The 16,593-nt window shown below is 71.0% G+C and carries 12 protein-coding genes; 9 read left to right on the forward strand and 3 right to left on the reverse strand.

Going from position 1 to position 16,593, the window contains the following annotated elements:
- Positions 1-19: 19 nt before the first annotated feature.
- The 3 genes from BIU96_RS04795 to BIU96_RS04805 all read left to right on the forward strand — a co-directional run bounded on the left by BIU96_RS04795 (position 20) and on the right by BIU96_RS04805 (position 1,903).
- Positions 20-514, forward strand: a complete 495-nt coding sequence (locus BIU96_RS04795) for a hypothetical protein (protein WP_139199813.1) — start codon at positions 20-22, stop codon at positions 512-514.
- Positions 515-877: 363 nt separating this feature from the next.
- Positions 878-1,129 (forward strand): hypothetical protein, encoded by a 252-nt coding sequence (locus tag BIU96_RS04800; protein ID WP_071291469.1) that lies wholly within the window; start codon positions 878-880, stop codon positions 1,127-1,129.
- A gap of 171 nt (positions 1,130-1,300) precedes the next feature.
- The gene (locus tag BIU96_RS04805; protein ID WP_071291470.1) at positions 1,301-1,903 is read left to right on the forward strand and encodes a GNAT family N-acetyltransferase; all 603 of its coding nucleotides are present in this window, start codon (positions 1,301-1,303) and stop codon (positions 1,901-1,903) included.
- 3 nt (positions 1,904-1,906) lie between these two features.
- On the opposite strand, the gene BIU96_RS04810 is transcribed toward BIU96_RS04805, so the two are convergent.
- Positions 1,907-2,773 carry an AraC family transcriptional regulator gene (locus tag BIU96_RS04810; RefSeq protein WP_139199815.1) on the reverse strand — a complete coding sequence of 289 codons (867 nt, stop codon included), beginning with the start codon at positions 2,771-2,773 and terminating at the stop codon, positions 1,907-1,909.
- Between the two features lie 92 nt (positions 2,774-2,865).
- Between BIU96_RS04810 and BIU96_RS04815 the strand changes: the two genes are divergently transcribed.
- From BIU96_RS04815 to BIU96_RS04840, 6 genes are all read left to right on the forward strand, one after another.
- Positions 2,866-6,177, forward strand: a complete 3,312-nt coding sequence (locus tag BIU96_RS04815; RefSeq protein ID WP_071291472.1) for a DUF5107 domain-containing protein — start codon at positions 2,866-2,868, stop codon at positions 6,175-6,177.
- Between the two features lie 59 nt (positions 6,178-6,236).
- Positions 6,237-7,241 carry a substrate-binding domain-containing protein gene (locus BIU96_RS04820; protein WP_071291473.1) on the forward strand — a complete coding sequence of 335 codons (1,005 nt, stop codon included), beginning with the start codon at positions 6,237-6,239 and terminating at the stop codon, positions 7,239-7,241.
- 71 nt (positions 7,242-7,312) lie between these two features.
- Positions 7,313-8,899: a sugar ABC transporter ATP-binding protein gene (locus BIU96_RS04825; RefSeq protein ID WP_071291474.1), complete on the forward strand. Its 1,587-nt coding sequence runs from the start codon at positions 7,313-7,315 to the stop codon at positions 8,897-8,899.
- A gap of 10 nt (positions 8,900-8,909) precedes the next feature.
- Positions 8,910-9,956: an ABC transporter permease gene (locus tag BIU96_RS04830; RefSeq protein WP_083402667.1), complete on the forward strand. Its 1,047-nt coding sequence runs from the start codon at positions 8,910-8,912 to the stop codon at positions 9,954-9,956.
- Between the two features lies 1 nt (position 9,957).
- A complete protein-coding gene (locus tag BIU96_RS04835; protein WP_071291475.1) occupies positions 9,958-11,064 on the forward strand; it encodes a zinc-binding dehydrogenase in 1,107 nt (368 codons plus the stop codon).
- 2 nt (positions 11,065-11,066) lie between these two features.
- Positions 11,067-11,981 carry a hypothetical protein gene (locus tag BIU96_RS04840; protein ID WP_139199817.1) on the forward strand — a complete coding sequence of 305 codons (915 nt, stop codon included), beginning with the start codon at positions 11,067-11,069 and terminating at the stop codon, positions 11,979-11,981.
- A 31-nt stretch (positions 11,982-12,012) separates the two neighbouring features.
- On the opposite strand, the gene BIU96_RS04845 is transcribed toward BIU96_RS04840, so the two are convergent.
- Together BIU96_RS04845 and BIU96_RS04850 are read right to left on the reverse strand one after the other, a co-directional pair.
- A complete protein-coding gene (locus tag BIU96_RS04845; RefSeq protein ID WP_071291477.1) occupies positions 12,013-14,178 on the reverse strand; it encodes a phosphocholine-specific phospholipase C in 2,166 nt (721 codons plus the stop codon).
- Positions 14,175-16,439 (reverse strand): hypothetical protein, encoded by a 2,265-nt coding sequence (locus BIU96_RS04850; protein ID WP_071291478.1) that lies wholly within the window; start codon positions 16,437-16,439, stop codon positions 14,175-14,177. Before BIU96_RS04850 ends, BIU96_RS04845 begins: the two co-directional genes overlap by 4 nt.
- Positions 16,440-16,593 lie beyond the last annotated feature (154 nt).

A 16,593-nucleotide genomic window follows, 5' to 3' on the forward strand; every position in this document is an offset into this window, starting at 1 on the left:
GGTGCCGCGACATGTGTCGGTGGCCGTCACGGGTCGGCCCCTGTTCTGGTTCGCCGCGGCGTTCTTCCTGGTGATGCTCGTCGTCAGCCTCGTGCAGACGCCGAAGGTCCTGCGCAACGCGGCGTCGATGCTCACCGAACTCGACCGGCGCGAATCGGCGAAGAACGGTGACGGTACCGTGCCGGTGCGCTTCCACAAGGCCTGCGAGTGGCGTCGAGACGACCGCGGACAACGGGACGTCATCGAGCGGGGCGTCTGGGTCGCCTTCGACGAGCGTCGAGTGGCCGTCTACGAATTCGACGGCAAGGACACTCACGCCGCCGTACGCCTTCCGGACGAGGTCGTCGCGCACGAGTGGCGCGAGCGCATCGACGAGGAACCAGCGGCCTGGCTCCTGCCACACCTCGACCGGTTCGCCGGCGGTCAGGACGTCCGCACCGAGCTCCTGGCCGACTACGCCGCGCGGCACGACGGCGGCACTCCACCGACCATCGATTGGGCGATCCAGCTCTGAGGGAGACAGTCGCCGTAGGCACCGCTTCAGGGGTCGGCCGGAAGGAGGGATACGACGTCCTGGCCGGCAGCCCCGGCCCGCCGGAGGCCGCCTTCGACCGTTCAGACTCGACCGCCGACAGAATCGCTGCATGCCCCTGCACCGCGACTACCGCCTCGTGGACGGTCCACCGTCCGTTTCGGACTACCTGCGCATGCGGCTCGAGAGCGGGTCGTCGCCCAAGAGCCAACAGCAGGAGCCGGTGCCCTGTCCGGTTCCTGGACGGTTCGGCACGTCCTCTACGCGGAGGGGAGCGTCGTCGGCATGGGACGTGTCGTCAGCGACGCCTCGGCCACCTGAAACCCTCCGCGTAGGATCGCGCAGATGACCGAGATGAAGCGGCGCAGCGTCCTCGAACGACTCGTCGGGAAGCCCCTCCCGTGGATCGCTTGGACGTGGGCCGCTCTGGCCGTCATCTGGATCATCCTGGCCATCGTCGATCCTTCTGGATTCCACACGTTCATGGCCATCACCTGGTCGATCCTCGCCGCACTCCAGCTCAGCGCCAATCACTACGCCCGCAAGCAGGAGCGGAGTCGAGCTCCGGGAGCCGATTTCGACACCGCCGCTCGCTGAGCCTCAGCCGTCTCTGCGAGCGATCGCCTACCGATCGCGTTGACGCTTTCCTGAGCGCCGATCGTCGCAGCCAGGTACTGGCTCAGAGTCAGGACGGCAGCCTCGACGTCGTCTCGCTACACCGACCACTGCTGGTGACACCGGTCGGCCACGGTGGCAGGATGACCGCGCATGGTGACCTCGCACGTGATCAAGCCCCTGACGCCGGAGACGTTCCCCGCGTGGAAGGCCCTCGCCGCGAAGCACAACGGCGTCTGGGGCGGCTGCTGGTGTTCGTACTTCCACGGTGACACCGCCGACACCGAGAAGCGCGAGCACGACGGCCCGACGTTCAAGGAGCGGTTGATCCGCGAGGGTGTCGCGCACGCCGCCCTCGTGTTCGACGGCGACGACGCGATCGCCTGGTGCCAGTACGGCAGCCCCGTCGAACTGCCGAACATCTACCACCGCAAGCAGTACGAAGCGGGGGAGTCCCGCCCGGCACCGTGGCGGATCACCTGCTTCTTCGTCGACCGGGACCACCGCCGTTCCGGGGTGGCGTACGAGGCGCTCAGCGGGGCGCTCGACCTCATCGCCCGGGCGGGTGGCGGCGAGGTCGTCTCGTTCCCGAACGAGCTCACCCCGGGCAAGCGGACGTCCTCGTCCTTCTTGCACAACGGCACACGAGCGATGTTCGAGCGGGCGGGCTTCACGTTCGAGCGCCACATCGGGAAGAGCAAGACCGTCATGCGGCTGACCGTCCGGCCGGGATCGTCGGAGCCCACCGGCGAGTGATTCTCACCCCCTGGGCGTTGAGCGGTACACGGTCGGAGCGACGTCGTGCACGGACTTGAAGACACGGCTGAAGTAGAACGGATCCCCGTAGCCGACCGCCCGTGCGATGGACTCGATGCTGCTCGTCGTCGTGTCCAGGAGCTCCCGCGCTCGACCCATGCGCACCTGCGTCTGGAACCGCACCGGGCTCGTGCCGACCCGCTGTCGGAACTGCGAAGCGAAGTGCGACGGACTCATCCGTGCCATGGCGGCGAGTCCGGCCACGCTGATCGGCTCCGCCGGGTTGGCGACGATGTAGTCGCGGGCAGCGTCCACCACCGGGAGAGCGGACGCGCCGGCGACCTGTTCGGCGCACAGCTGTGCCATCAGGTGCCACGCAGCGCCGGACGCGGCGAGCAGGCTCGCGTCGGTGTCACCGCGCTCCATGGCGGCGACGATCTCCTCGATGAGGGACACCGGTCGGTAGACGTCCCGCAGGTGCCGTACCGGCTGAGCCGCCGTCATCCCGCTGCTGTGCAGGAACTCCTCGAGGTCGCGGCCGGTCAGGTGCACCCACCACAGCGTCCACGGATCGTCGGCGTCCGCCTCGTAGGAGTGCGCGACGTTGGGCGGCAGGACGACGACCTGGCCACGGCGGACGTCGTGCCGGACCCCGCTGACGCGCACCTGGCCGCCGCCGAGCACGCAGACCAGGACGACGCACTGCGAGGTCCCGACCGGGCGCTCCTTGCCGTGCGCCTGTGCCGTGGGGAAGTAGCCGGCGTCGGTGACCACCAGGTGTGCGATCCCGGGTTGGGTCATCGCCTGGCGGACTCGTCGAGCGGGTAGGACGCGGAGGCGTTGTCCGGGGAAGCCGTCTTCGATCAGCACGCTCCCATCGTGCGCGACGATCGTCGTATCGTCCAGGTATTCCGTCGGATAGACCGTTCCGTGGCACCCGAACGCCTCCGTACGATCGCTGCATGCTCAACGAAGAGTCGAGGCTCGATCTCCCTCCGATCCCCGCCGACCAGGCGGGTCTCCCCGTCGCGGCCTGGTCCGAACCGCTCGTCATCGACACGTACGAGCCACTCGACCCGGATCGGTTCCCGCAGTTCCTGGACCGTCGGGTGTACCAAGGATCGTCCGGGCGGGTGTTCCCGCTGCCGTTCCACGAGCGCATCGCACAGGACAAGCAGCCGCACCCGTGGCAGGCCGTGCATCTCGAGAACCGCTGGGTGCGCGTCGTCGTCCTGCCGGAGCTCGGCGGTCGCATCCACGTGGGGTACGACAAGACGACCGACCACGACTTCTTCTACCGGAACAACGTCATCAAGCCCGCGCTGGTCGGGCTGGCCGGACCGTGGATCTCCGGTGGCGTCGAGTTCAACTGGCCGCAGCACCACCGGCCGGCGACGTACCTGCCGACCGATGTGTCGATCGAACGCGAGGCCGACGGATCGGTGACCGTCTGGTGCTCCGACCACGACCCGTTCGCCCGCATGAAGGGCATGCACGGGATCCGGCTCCGTCCGGACTCCTCCGCGATCGAGGCTCGCGTGCGCCTCTACAACCGAAGCGAACGCACCGAGACGTTCCTGTGGTGGGCGAACGTGGCAGCCGCGGTGAACGACGACTACCAGAGCTTCTTCCCGACGGACGTGCACCACGTCGCCGACCACGCCAAGCGAGCGGTGGCGACGTTCCCGGCCGTCGACGCGACCTACTACGGCGTCGACTACCCGGCGCGGGTCGATGCCGACCACCCCGACGCCGACCGACTCGACTGGTACCGGAACATCCCCGTACCGACGTCCTACATGGTCACCGACACCGAGGACGCGTTCTTCGGCGGCTACGACCACGGGCGGGAGGCCGGGTTCGTGCACTGGGCGGACCGGACCATCTCGCCGGGGAAGAAGCAGTGGACGTGGGGCAACGCACCCTTCGGTCACACGTGGGACGCGATGCTCACCGACACGGACGGCCCCTACGTCGAGCTGATGGCCGGCGTGTACACCGACAACCAGCCGGACTTCTCGTACCTGGAGCCCGGAGAGACCAAGAGCTTCTCCCAGTACTGGTACCCGATCAGCGGAATCGGACCGGCGATGCAGGCGACACGTGACGCGGCGATCCGGGTCGACGTGTCGGCCGTCGCAACGTTGCGGATCGGTGTCTCGTCGAGCGTGGTGGCGGACGACGCGGTGCTGCGGATCGAAGATCGGTCCGGCAGCGTGCTCGACGAGCTGGCAGCGGCTCTCGCCCCGGGCGAACCGGTGATCGTCGACTGGACCGTGCCGGCCGACGTCGCCCCGTCCGATGTGCGGGTCGCGGTCTGCGCCGGGGAGCGGGAGCTCGTGCGGTTCTCCCGACGACCGATCCCGGAGGGACCCGTCGACACACCGGCGGCAGCGATCGCACCGCCAGCACCGGCATCGGTGGCGACCGTCGAGGAACTCGTGCTCATCGGCGGCTACCTCGAGCAGTACCGGCATGCGACCCGATCGCCGGAGCCGTACTGGGAAGAAGCGCTGCGCCGCGACCCCGGGGACGTCCGCGCGCACATCGCGCTGGGCAATCGCCGGTACGCCGCGGCGGACTACGCCGGCGCCGTCGAGCACCTGCAGAGCGCCGTCGACCGTCTCACCGCCTGGGCACCGAACCCGTCCGACGGCGAGGCGCACTACCGGCTCGGCCTGGCGTTGCTCCGGTCCGGCCGTCGCGACGACGGTCGGCGCGCCCTGGGGAAGGCGACGTGGAACGCAGCGCAAGCGGCCCCGGCGCACCTGGCGCTGGCACGTTCGATCGCCGGCGAAGACCCGTCCGCGGCGCTCGAGCACGTGGAGGCCGTCCTGCGACACGATCGGGAGCACCTCCAGGCGCGCGACATCGCCGTGGTGGTGCTCCGCCGACTCGGACGGACCGGGGAAGCGGAGACACTCCTCGCCGAGACGCTCCGTCTCGACCCGCTCGACCAGTGGGCACGCCACCTCGCCGGACGCCCGGTCAGCGACGATGCCACCACCCTGCTCGACGTCGCACTCGAGTACCGCTCGGTCGACGGGTTCACGGAGTCGCAGCAGCTGCTGGCCCTCGCCGAGGCCCGAGCCGGCCGTCAGGCACTCGGGCAGGTGAACGTGCGGCCGTTGGTCGCCGTGCACGTCGCCGACCTCGCGCTCCAGGCCGGTCGACTCGACGACGCCCATCGCGCCGTGGTCTACGCGGCAGCGACCGACCACACGAACGCGCTGCCGTCACGACTCGACGACGTCGATGCACTGCGCCGGGTCGTCGCCTTCGATGCCGGGGTTCCGGTGCTCTGGTCCATGCTCGGCTCGTGGCTCTACGACCGAGGCCGTGTGGAGGAAGCGGGCGACAGCTGGCTACGGGGTCTGGCCGCCGGGGCGACGGGCCTCGACGCCGCCGTGCTGCACCGCAACCTCGGTGTCGCGGCCGTCAACGTACACGGTGACCTCGCAGCGGCCCGCGAACACTACGCCGCGGCTCGGCGAGCGCTGCCGGACGATGCCCGCCTGCTGTACGAGGCGGACGAACTCGCCGCCCGTACCGGGACGAGCGCGGAGGAACGACTCCGGGTGCTCGACGAGCAAGCCGATCTGGTGGCGGAGCGCGACGACCTCACTTTGAGCCGCGTGAACCTCCTGCTCGAGCTCGGTCGTCCCGAGGACGCCGCGATCGTCCTGTCCGGTCGGGCGTTCCAACCGTGGGAGGGCGGGGAAGGCCGGGTGTTGGCGGCCTGGGACCGGGCGGCATTGGCACGCAGTCGTGCTGCGCTGGCAGCCGGGGACGCGGTGGCCGCGGCGGACGCCGTCCAGACGGCACTGCACCCGCCGGCGTCGTTGGGAGAAGCCAGGCACCCGTTGGCCACGACCGCCGACCTGCACCTGGCGCTCGGTGACGCGCTCTCCGAGCTCGGCCGGTCCGCGAGCGCGGAGGAGGCCTGGCGGACCGCAGCCGACGCACACGGCGACTTCTCCGACATGGCGACCGCGCCCTTCACCGAGCGGAGCGTCTGGTCCGTCGCCGCGCTCGATCGACTCGGCCGACGACCCGCAGCCCGACAGCGGCTCGACGAGTTGGCTGCGTTCATCGACGAGCTCGCCGCGGCGCCGACGGACATCGACTACTTCGCGACCTCGCTGCCGACCATGCTCCTGTTCCACACCGACCCCGCGGAGCAGCGCGACTCGCTCGTCGCCCGGCTCCGGGCCCTGCACGCGGAACTCTCCGCGTCCCGCACGCTCCACGTCGCGGACGCCGTCCTCGACTGACTCCCGGGCCCTTCGCCCGAACCGGCAGTGTCGCCGGATCCAGAAAGGAACGATCAACCATGACCCGAACCCACCTCCGACGAGCCGCAGCCATCGCCGCGGGCGTCGCCGCCGTGGCACTCGCCCTCAGCGCGTGCTCCGTCCCCTCCGCCGGCACCGGCAAGGGGTCCAACCTCCGCATCGGTGCCATGTACCTCGACTCCCAGGGCTTCTACGGCGGCGTCAAGAAGGGCGTCGAGGACGCGGCGGACGCGTCGGACACGAAGGTGAAGTTCCTCGAGTCGACGTCCGCCGGGGACGTCTCGAAGGAGAGCTCCTTCATGAACACGTTGGTCTCGTCGAACGTGAACGCCATCATCATGTCGGCGGTGTCCACCGACGGCAGCCTGCCCGCCGTGAAGCAGGCGTCGAAGGCCGGCATCCCGGTCGTCTGCTACAACACCTGCGTCTCCGACGCCGCCGTGCAGAAGTACGTCTCCGCGTACGTCCTCGGCGACCCGGCGAAGTTCGGGTCCATGCTCGGCGACAAGGCCGCCGAGTACTTCAGGGGCAAGGGCATCGACGCTCCCAAGATGGGCGTGATCAACTGCGAGCAGTACGAGGTCTGCAAGGAACGCTTCGCCGGCTTCAAGGACGCGCTCACCAAGGCGCTCCCCGGCGCGCAGTTCGTCGCGAACCAGGAGGGAGCGGAGGTCGACCAAGCCGTCCCCACTGCCGAGCAGATGCTCAGCGCGCACCCCGACCTGGACGGCATGTACGGCGAAGCCGGCGGTGCGACCGTCGGTGCGTACAAGGCCGTCGAGAACCGCGGGCTGGTGGGCAAGGTCGCGGTCTTCGGGTCGGACATGACGAGTGACATCGCGAGTGAGCTGCAGAAGGGCACGACGCTCAAGGCTGTCGTCGACATCTCCGGGATCCAGGCGGGGAAGCTCGCGTACGACGCCGCCGCCAAGGCCATCGACGGGAAGGGCAAGAAGGGCGACGTCGTCGACGCTCCGATCGACCTCTACCAGCCGGACGACGCTGCGAAGTGGCTGGAGACCCACAAGGACGGCCTGCCCTGAGCGCAGACCGACCAGGGCGGCGGTCCGGCATCCTCCGGCCCGCCGCCACCCACACCGAGAGAGGTCCGTCGATGACGACAGCACCAGAACGCAGCACCCGTCCCGCGATCGCGGAGGTCCGGGGAGCGAGGAAGCAGTACCCCGGGGTCGTCGCGCTCGACGACGTCGACTTCACGATCCAGCCCGGCGAGGTCCGAGCCCTGCTCGGGCAGAACGGTGCAGGCAAGTCCACGCTCATCCGTCTGCTCTCCGGCGTCGAACGCCCGGACACCGGCGAGGTGCGCATCGACGGCGAGCCCCTGGACGGCGGGGTGAACGAGGCCGGTCGCCGTGGCGTCGCCACCTGTTACCAGGAGCTGAGCCTCATCCGCGAGGTCACGGTGGCCGAGAACCTGAGTCTCGGGAAGTGGCCGATGAGCGGGTTCGGGATCGATCGACGACGGATGACCGCATCGACCCGAGCGACGCTCGAGCGCCTCGGAGCGGACATCGACCCGGACGCGGTCGTCGGGACGCTCACCCTCGCCCAGCAGCAGATCGTCGAGATCGCCCGCGCCGTCCAGGAGGAGCCGAAGCTCCTGATCCTGGACGAGCCGACGTCCGCACTCGCCTCGGCCGAGGTCGACGTCGTCCTCGGCACCGTCCAGCGTCTCTCCGCCGAGGGAGTGGCCGTGCTGTACGTGAGCCACCGGATGGACGAGATCCGACAGATCGCCGACACGGCGACGGTGATGCGGAACGGGCGCGTCATCGAGACCGTCTCGATCAGCGGTGCGGACACCAACCGGATCATCCACCTGATGCTCGGGGAAGCGCTCGAGTCGACGGTTGCCGTCCGCACGGCACGGACGGACGGCGAGGTCCTGCTCCGCGTCGACGACGTCGTCCTCGCCCCGAAGCTCGACGGCGTCTCGTTCGAGGGCCGCGCCGGTGAAGTGCTCGGCATCGCTGGGCTCCTCGGCACCGGGCGGACCGAACTGCTCCGAGCCATCGCCGGGTACGACCGGATCCGCTCGGGAGCCGTCTCCGTCCGGGGCCGGCTCGAGCAACACCCCACCCCCCGCAGGATGCGGCAACTCGGTGTCGGCATGACACCCGAGGACCGGAAGGGGACCGGGATCATCCCGGGGCTCGGCATCGACGAGAACATCGTCATGTCCGACTGGAGGCGGGTGTCCTCGGGCGGTGTCCTCGCGTCGGGCAAGATCCGCGAGGCGACGAGGGCCCTCGCCGGGCGGCTCGCGATCAAGGCGGACGACATGACCCGACCGATCAACACCCTGTCCGGAGGCAACCAGCAGAAGGCCGTCATCGCGCGGTGGTTGCACGCCGACAGCGACGTCCTGCTGCTGGACGAACCCACCCGGGGCGTCGACGTGCAAGCCAAGGCGCAGATCTACGACATCATGCGCCAGGTCGCCGACAGCGGGAAGCTCGTCGTCTTCGTCTCCAGCGAGGCCGAAGAGCTCCCGCTCGCGTGCGACCGGGTCCTCGTGCTCCGTGGCGGCCGGATCCGCGAGGAGTTCCGCGCGCCCGACATCACCGTGCCCGACGTCCTCGCCGCTTCGATGGGGGTCGCCTCCGATCCCGGCGACCACCCGGCGACGACACCCGCACAACCCACCGACCCGACGGACGTCGACGTCCGTGCCGAGTGAAGGAACCGACATGACCACCACCGTGGAGAACACTCCCGAGACCACCACCGGTGTCGCCGACGCCCGGCCGGGCCCGTTCACGCGCGCCCGACGCGCCATCGGCGGCAACACCACCCTCGTCAACATCGTCGGGCTGCTCGTCGCGATCGTCCTGCTCTACGTGTACCTGACCTTCAACGCAGTCGGGTTCTTCACCGCTGCGAACCAGAGTGGGCTGCTCCGAGACGCTGCGCTCATCGGGGTGGCCGCGACCGGCATGACGCTCGTCATCATCGCCGGCGAGATCGACGTGTCCACCGGCCCTGCGGTCGCCCTCTCCAGCGTCGTCGCCGCGTCCGCCATCTCGCAGTGGGGGCTCCCGACGTGGTTGGCGATCATCCTCACCCTGACCATCGGCACCGCGTGGGGATCGCTCGCGGGCATCCTCCGGGCGCGCTTCGCCGTCCCGTCGTTCATCGCGACCCTCGGTCTGTGGAGCGTCCTGCGCGGCCTGGCCCAGTTCGTCACCAACGCCCTGCCCGTGCAGATCCCGGACGCCGACCCCGTGATGGACTTCCTCAACGGCGACGTGCTCGGCATCCCGACACCGGCCATCGTGATGATCGTCGCGTTCCTCGTGTTCGGGTTCATCGCCCGGAAGACCCCGTTCGGCCGCTCCGTCTTCGCCATCGGCGGCAACGCGCCGGCGGCGCGCCTCGCCGGCATCCCGGTGCGCCGGGTACGGGTCGCGCTCTTCGCCATCACGGGATTCCTCGGGGCGGTCTCCGGCGTGCTGCTCACGGCACGCCTCGGTTCGGGCAACTCGACCGCCGCCAACGGCCTCGAGTTCGACGTCATCGCTGCGGTCGTCGTCGGCGGCACCGCGATGACCGGCGGCCGTGGCAGCCTCATCGGCACGTTCCTCGGGGTGATCTTCATCACGCTCATCGGCAACGGCCTGGTGCTGCTGGGCGTGAACTCCTTCCTGCAGAACGTGGTCCGCGGCGTCATCATCGTCCTCGCGGTCCTGCTGAACGTGACCCTGTCCCGCCGTCGCGGGGCCCGAGAGGACGACTGACATGACCATCACCGACGTGACCCACACGACCACCACGACCATGCCCGGCGTCTACCTCCCCGGAGACTCCACGGCGGAGGTCCGCCAGGTTCCCGTGCCCGTACCCGGGCCCGGGCAGGTCCTCGTGCAGGTGGGTGCCTCGGGCATCTGCGGCAGCGACATCGGGTTCATCTACCGCGGCTACAAGACCCACAAGGGTCTGGACGGAGCGCCGGCCTACAAGGGCGTCGTCGCGGGGCACGAGCCGTCCGGACGCATCGTCTCAGCCGGCCCCGGCGTGACCCGCTTCGCCGTGGGGGACGACGTCATCGTCTACCACATTCAGGGATGCGGCCGGTGCCGGAACTGCCGGAGCGGGTACTTCATCAGTTGCACGGATCAAGCACACAAGGCGTCCTACGGATGGCAGCGCGACGGCGGGCACGCCGAGTACGTGCTCGCCGACGAGTCGACCCTCGTCCCGCTCCTCGGTGACCTGACGTACGTCGACGGTGCGCTCATCGCGTGCGGCTTCGGCACCGCGTACGAGGGACTCGTCCGGACGAGGGTCCACGGCGGAGAGGACCTGCTCGTCGTCGGACTCGGTCCGGTCGGTCTCGCGGCGGCGATGCTGGGCCGGCTGCTCGGCGCCCGCCGGGTGATCGGCGTCGAGCGCAGCCCGGAGCGGATCGCCTTCGTCGAATCGACCGGACTCGTCGACGACGTCGTCCTCGCGGACGAGCACGCCGTCGACCGGATCATGGAGCTCACCGACGGCGTGGGCTGCCAGGTCACGGTCGACTGCTCGGGCTCGACTCCCGGTCGGTCGACGGCCGTCGACGCGGCCGCCGAGTGGGGACGGGTGGGTCTGATCGGGGAGGGCGGGCGGCTCGAGACGGAGGTCTCGGACACGCTGCTGCACAAGCAGCTCACCGTCACGGCGTCCTGGGTGACGTCCCTGCAGGGAATGGAGGACGTGACCGGCATGCTGGCCGCCGCTGGGCTCCACCCCGAGGTCGTGGTCTCGCACCGGCTCGGGCTCCTCGACGCGGACGAGGGCTACCGTATCGCCGCGGCGGGCGCGACCGGCAAGGTCGTGCTCGTCCCGCCGACTGCTCCGGTCCGGTGAGCGTGGACCTCCCGCTCCACACGCTGCGGCGCGACGGTCTCACGGCGGTCTTCGCCCCGTCGCTCGGCGGCCGGTTGCTGTCCCTCCGGGTCGACGACGAAGAGGTCCTCTGGCAGAACCCCGAGCTGCTCGACGCGCGCTTCCGGCCGGTACTGCCGTTGGAGGAGTGGCCGGACGGAACCGGCGGGATGAGCACCTGGGCGAACACCGGCGGATCGAAGACGTGGCCGGCGCCCCAGGGATGGACGACGCCGGACGAGTGGCACGGCCCGCCGGACGGTGCGTTCGACTCGGGCAGGTGGGAGGTCCTCGACGAGACCGCGACCATGATCTCGTTGCGCAGCCCGGACGACGGTGCCACGGGTCTGCGGATCGTCCGCGAGTTCATCCTCGAGGGGGCCGGCCGCATCACCGAACGGATCACGTTCGAGAACCGCGGCGCGACCACCTCCCGGTGGGCTCCGTGGGAGGTCTGCCAGGTCCGGACCGACGACGGCGGGACCGTCCTGGTCGAGGGTGCAGCCCTGACCGACGAGGTCGACCTCGGCACGTGGGAGGGGAGCGCGCCGTCGGTGGAGCAGCCCCGGGGGGTCGCCCTGCCGGTCGGCGAGGGTGTCACCAAGCGCGGGTACCGGGCCGGGACCGCGATCACGTACCGGCGCGCGTCCGGCACGGTCCTCCGCCTGCACGCGGCGGAGGAGGACGGCGAGGACCGATCCGCCGTGTTCCCGGACGGCGGATGCCGCTTCGAACTGTGGGCACAACGCCCGGTGTCGGCCGCCATCGCCGACCTCGAGGACCTCCGACCGGACGCGCACCTCGTCGAGCTCGAGGTGCTCGGTCGGCGGACGCCGCTCGACCCGGGGGACGACCGTACCGTCACGGTCCGCTGGGACGTCGGCCACGCCGCCTCCTGAACGCACCGGGCCGCCGACGATCCGCTGTCGCTCAGCGATCCACGCGCCCCGCGAAGCGGTACCGGAAGCCGGTGCCGGTGTTCGCCGTGACGACGACGTCGTAGTACCCCCAGGGGTCGAGCGGCCACCGGACGGTCTCCCGTCCCGTCCCGTGCACGTGGGCGGTGTCGGTGTGCTCGACGAAGTCGTTCGAGGAGAGGTCGAACCGCACCTCGGCGTGTCCGTCGTTCTCCAGCACGACCTGCAATGCAGGCCGACCCCGGTGGTCCGCGACGACCGAGGCGTGGGGGAGGCCCACATCGGTCCGGTCGCCGGGCACGACGGTACCGGCGAAGCGGCGGAGGAACCGGTCGGGTCCGTAGACGCTCACGTCGTAACGGCCGTCCGTCGCCGCGGTCTCCCACACCCACTCGGACGAGGCGCCTGCGGCGATCGTCCGCGGCTCGGCGCGGAACGGCAGCGCGATGTTCGGGTACACCAGGTGATTGATGCCCTGCGTCCCGTCGTTCGCGAGCGTCAGGGTCACCCGGCCGGTCCGCCGGTCGACGGCGGCGTCGGCGCGCTGCCGGTACGGCAGCGCCCGGTGCTTGGCGCTTCCGGCTTCCTGCGCCGGCATGCGCTGGGCGCCGACCGCGGGTTGCTGGATCGGGGGTTTGGTGTGATCGGCGTCAGCGGCGGAGACGAGTGCCTGCGTCTGGTCGAGGCCCGGCACGACGTCCGCCCCGGGGATGCTCGTGTCCGGTGTCGTGAAGTCGAAGCAGCTCGTCAGATCGCCGGAGACCGTGCGCCGCCAGGCGGAGATGTTCGGCTCGCGTACCCCGGTGACCTGCTCGAGGAACCGGATGACGGACGTGTGGTCGGACACCTGCGAGTTGACCCACCCCCCACGGCTCCACGGAGACACGACGGTCATCGGGACGCGGGCACCCATCCCGATCGGCAACCCTGCGACGAACTCGTCGGGCGTGCCGGGCTCCGGGAACGGCGCGACGACGTGGTCGAAGTAGCCGTCGTTCTCGTCGTAGTTCACCAGCAGGACCGTCGAGGCCCAGGTCTCCGGGTTGCTGAAGAGCGCTTGCACGACGGCGTTCGTGTAGTGGGCGCCGTAGTCCGGGCTCGCGGCGGGGTGCTCGGACCAGCCGTAGGGCGCGACGACGTAGGAGACCGTCGGCAGGCTGTTCGTGGCGCAGTCGTGCCCGAACTGGCCGAGCAGGTGGTGGACGTCGAGACCCTTGCCGGAGTTCGGCTTCCAGCCGTCGTGCAGTCCGGCCCGTTCAGCGAGCTGCTGCCGCGCCGGGTCGGACGACGCGAGGGCTTCGTGGTACTGCCCGAACAGCCAGAGCGGGTTGTCGCCGTAGTCGCCGACGTACGGGTCGGCGCCGCTGTCCCCGACCTCGTCGTTCGCGTACGTCTTCCAGGAGACACCGGCCGCCTGCAGTCGTTCGGCGTACGTCGTCCACGAGTACACCGGGTCGTAGTCTGCCGGGTTGTCCGTCGCCGGACCCCCGCGGCCGCCCGTGGGGTCGATGGTCCCGGACCACTGGTAGAGCCGGTTCGGGGTCGTGGGGCCGTTGAGCGAGCAGTGGTAGTCGTCGCAGATCGTGAACGCCTTGGCGAGCGCCCGCTGGTACGGGATGTCCTCCTGGGTGAAGTACCCCATCGTCTGGGCGCTCTTGGCGTCGACCCACTGGTTCCAGGCGCCGTCGTTCCACGCCGTGTGGCCGCCGCTCCACGAGTGGTCCAGCCCGCCGGCGTTCTGGGCGTTGTACTTCGTCGTGTCGAGGCGGAACGGCAGCATGACGCCACCGTCGGTGCGCGCCGGCGCGGGCTGGTGGAAGACGTCCTGGCCGGTGGGCAGCTCGAGCGCCTGCTTGTCCGAGAACCCGCGGACGCCGGGCATCGTGCCGTAGTAGTGGTCGAACGACCGGTTCTCCTGCATGAGCACGACGACGTGTCGGACGTCCTTGATCGTTCCGCTCCGCGAGGCCGTGGACGCCGCAGCGCTCGCGACCGCACCGCGACCGAACGCGGAGCCGGCGGCGACACCGGCCATGATCGCCGCGGCACCGCCGACGAGGAGCGCCCGCCGACTGACGCCGGAGCGGACCGTCGTGGGGTACCTGGCGTCGGGAGTGAGTGGCGGTGCGCCGGTCAGGGTGACGTCGGGGGCGCCGCGCTCGGGCTTCCTCGTGCTCATCGGGGGCCTTCCAGGTCGAGGTGGTGGGGAGTGGTGTCGTCAGGGCCGACCGCATCGCCGTCCAGCCGCGGTGGACGCCGTCCGCGGAGCAGACCGAACGCGCCGAGGGCGAGCAGGGCGAGCGCGACGGCGGCGAGGCTGAGCAGGCCGGTGGTGCCGGTGAAGGCGAGCGGGCCGGACGGGCCGGACGCCCGGGGGTCGGGCGCGTGGTACTGCCCGGGCGAGCCGGACGCGGCGACCGGCGCCGCGCCTCCAGGTCGCCCCGGACCGCCCGCGGGACCGGAGCCGGCGTCCGCGCGCAGGACGAGGCTCGCTGCGACTGCCGCGTGGTCGGAGGTCCACCGGTTCGCACGGGACCCTGCCACCGGGAACCCGTCGACGGCGGTGTGCGCCTCGGTCACGGCGATCCGACCCGACACCAGGACGGCGTCCTGTCGTCCGGTGCTCGCAGGGACCTCGACCGCGGCAACGGCGGTGTTCGGGACAGCGGGCCGGCCGTCGAAGACGTCAGTGGTGGCACCCGGGTGCGAGGCCACCGACGGGTTGGCCGTCCGGAAGGCGTCCCGCAGGCCGACGGCGGTGAACGCGCTCGTGACCGGCCAGGCGACCGGTCCGGCGCCGCACGTGTCGTCGGTGTGGGTCCAGTCGAGGTGGGAGGGCGAGCGCAACGCTCCGAGCAGCACCACCCGGGCGCCGCCGACCCGGACGTCGGACCGCACCCGCGCCGCGATGGCGGCGGCCGCGTGGGCGGTGTCCGTGGCGCGCTCCGCCGCCACGGTGCGGTCGGCGCCCTCCGCGCAGACGGAGGCGGGGTCGACGGAGTTCGCTGGCAGGTCGACGTCCCAGACGACGACTCGCGTCCCCGCGACGTCGACGCTCACGCTGAGGGCCTGGAGGCGCGGGGAGACCCCGGTGCGCGGGTGCAGCGGCCAGGGGGACAGGACCGCCAGCCCGTCGGCGGACGTCTGTACGTCCCACCCGAGCGCCGCAGCCAGCGCACCGGGTTCGTCGCCGTCGGAGTCCTGGAGGGCGAGCAGACCGATCCGGTCGACGAGGACCGAGCGGGCGAGCTTCTCGACCGGGTCGTCGACGTGGGAGCCGCCGTCCCAGGCCTCGAGGGTCTCGGCCTTGAGGGTCGGCGGTGTGCCCGGGTCGGCGATCGGGAACTCGACGACGACCGAGCCGGTCACCCCCGCGCCGTCCGTCGCCGCGACCGTGAGCAGCGCCGGGTGCACCGGCGAGGTCGACGGTGCTGTCCCCGTCAGGACGCCGTCCGCGGCGACCGAGACCCACGACGGACCCGCCGACTTCGCGAACACCGGGACCGCTGCGGGTGCGCTGCCGTCCGTGGACCGCCACAGTCCCGCCACGCTCCGGCCGATGGACGCACCTGCGCGAGTGGTGGGTTCGACGACGTCGTCGAGCAGGAAGTGCGGGGTGGTGGCGGCTCCGCTGCCGACCAGCGGCGGCTTCGGCGCCAGGGTGAAGGTGACCGGAGGTGCGAGCTGCTGGTAGCCGTCGGCGTGCAGGAGCACCGCGGTGATCGTGACGTCGGCCGGCAGTCCGGCAGTGGACAGGCCGGCGGTGCCGGTCGTCGTGGCGGGCACGTAGGTCCAGGTGGTGGAGGCTCCGTGCGACTGTCCGCCGGCGGGCACGGACGACGGATCGGCGTACACGCCGATCCAGTTCTTCTCATCCGGCGAGTCGGTCGAGAAGCTGAACCGGATCGTGTCCCCGACGTGTGCCCCGGTCGACTCGAGGTGCAGGGTACCGGCGCCCGACGGCCCCGCGGGAGCCGCCGCGAGGGTGAAGGTCACGGGTTGTGCGAGCCACCGGTACCCGTCCTGCGCGAGGAGGTAGGCGACCACCGGGTGACCCGGGGTGAGGGCGGTGGACGGGATCGTGACGGTGCCGCCGTCACCCGGGACGTACGCCCAGGCGGTGCTCGCACCGACGTGCGCCTCGTGCACCGGTGCCTGTGCCGGGTCGTCGTACACGGCGACCCAGTTCTTCGCGTCGGGAGTCGTGGTCGACCACGAGAACCGGAGCGGCTGTCCCTGGGTCGGGTTCGTGGTGGTGAGCTCGAGCCGACCGTCCGGAGCCGGAGCCGGAGCCGAGGAGGGGCTCGACGTCGGCGTCGTCGGCGCTGTCGTGCTGGTCGCCTCGGTCGCCGCGGCGGGGATCGCGCCAGCGGCGAACGTCAGCAGCGTCGCGAGCAGGCCGACGGAGAGCCAGCGGACCGGGGATCTGGTTGAGGGCACCCGAGCATGACAGCGAGGCACGCTGAACCGGTCCTTGCACGACCGTGGCGTCGGGGTGAACGCAGGCGGTAGGAACGCCTCGTCCCTGTCCAGGTGCCTCGGCCGTGATCGCCGTGATCCCGGTGTTCACCCGTTGGTCGCCCGGGTGCACCTG

The sequence above is a fragment of the Curtobacterium sp. MCBA15_008 genome, assembly GCF_001865065.1.
Taxonomy (GTDB): domain Bacteria; phylum Actinomycetota; class Actinomycetes; order Actinomycetales; family Microbacteriaceae; genus Curtobacterium.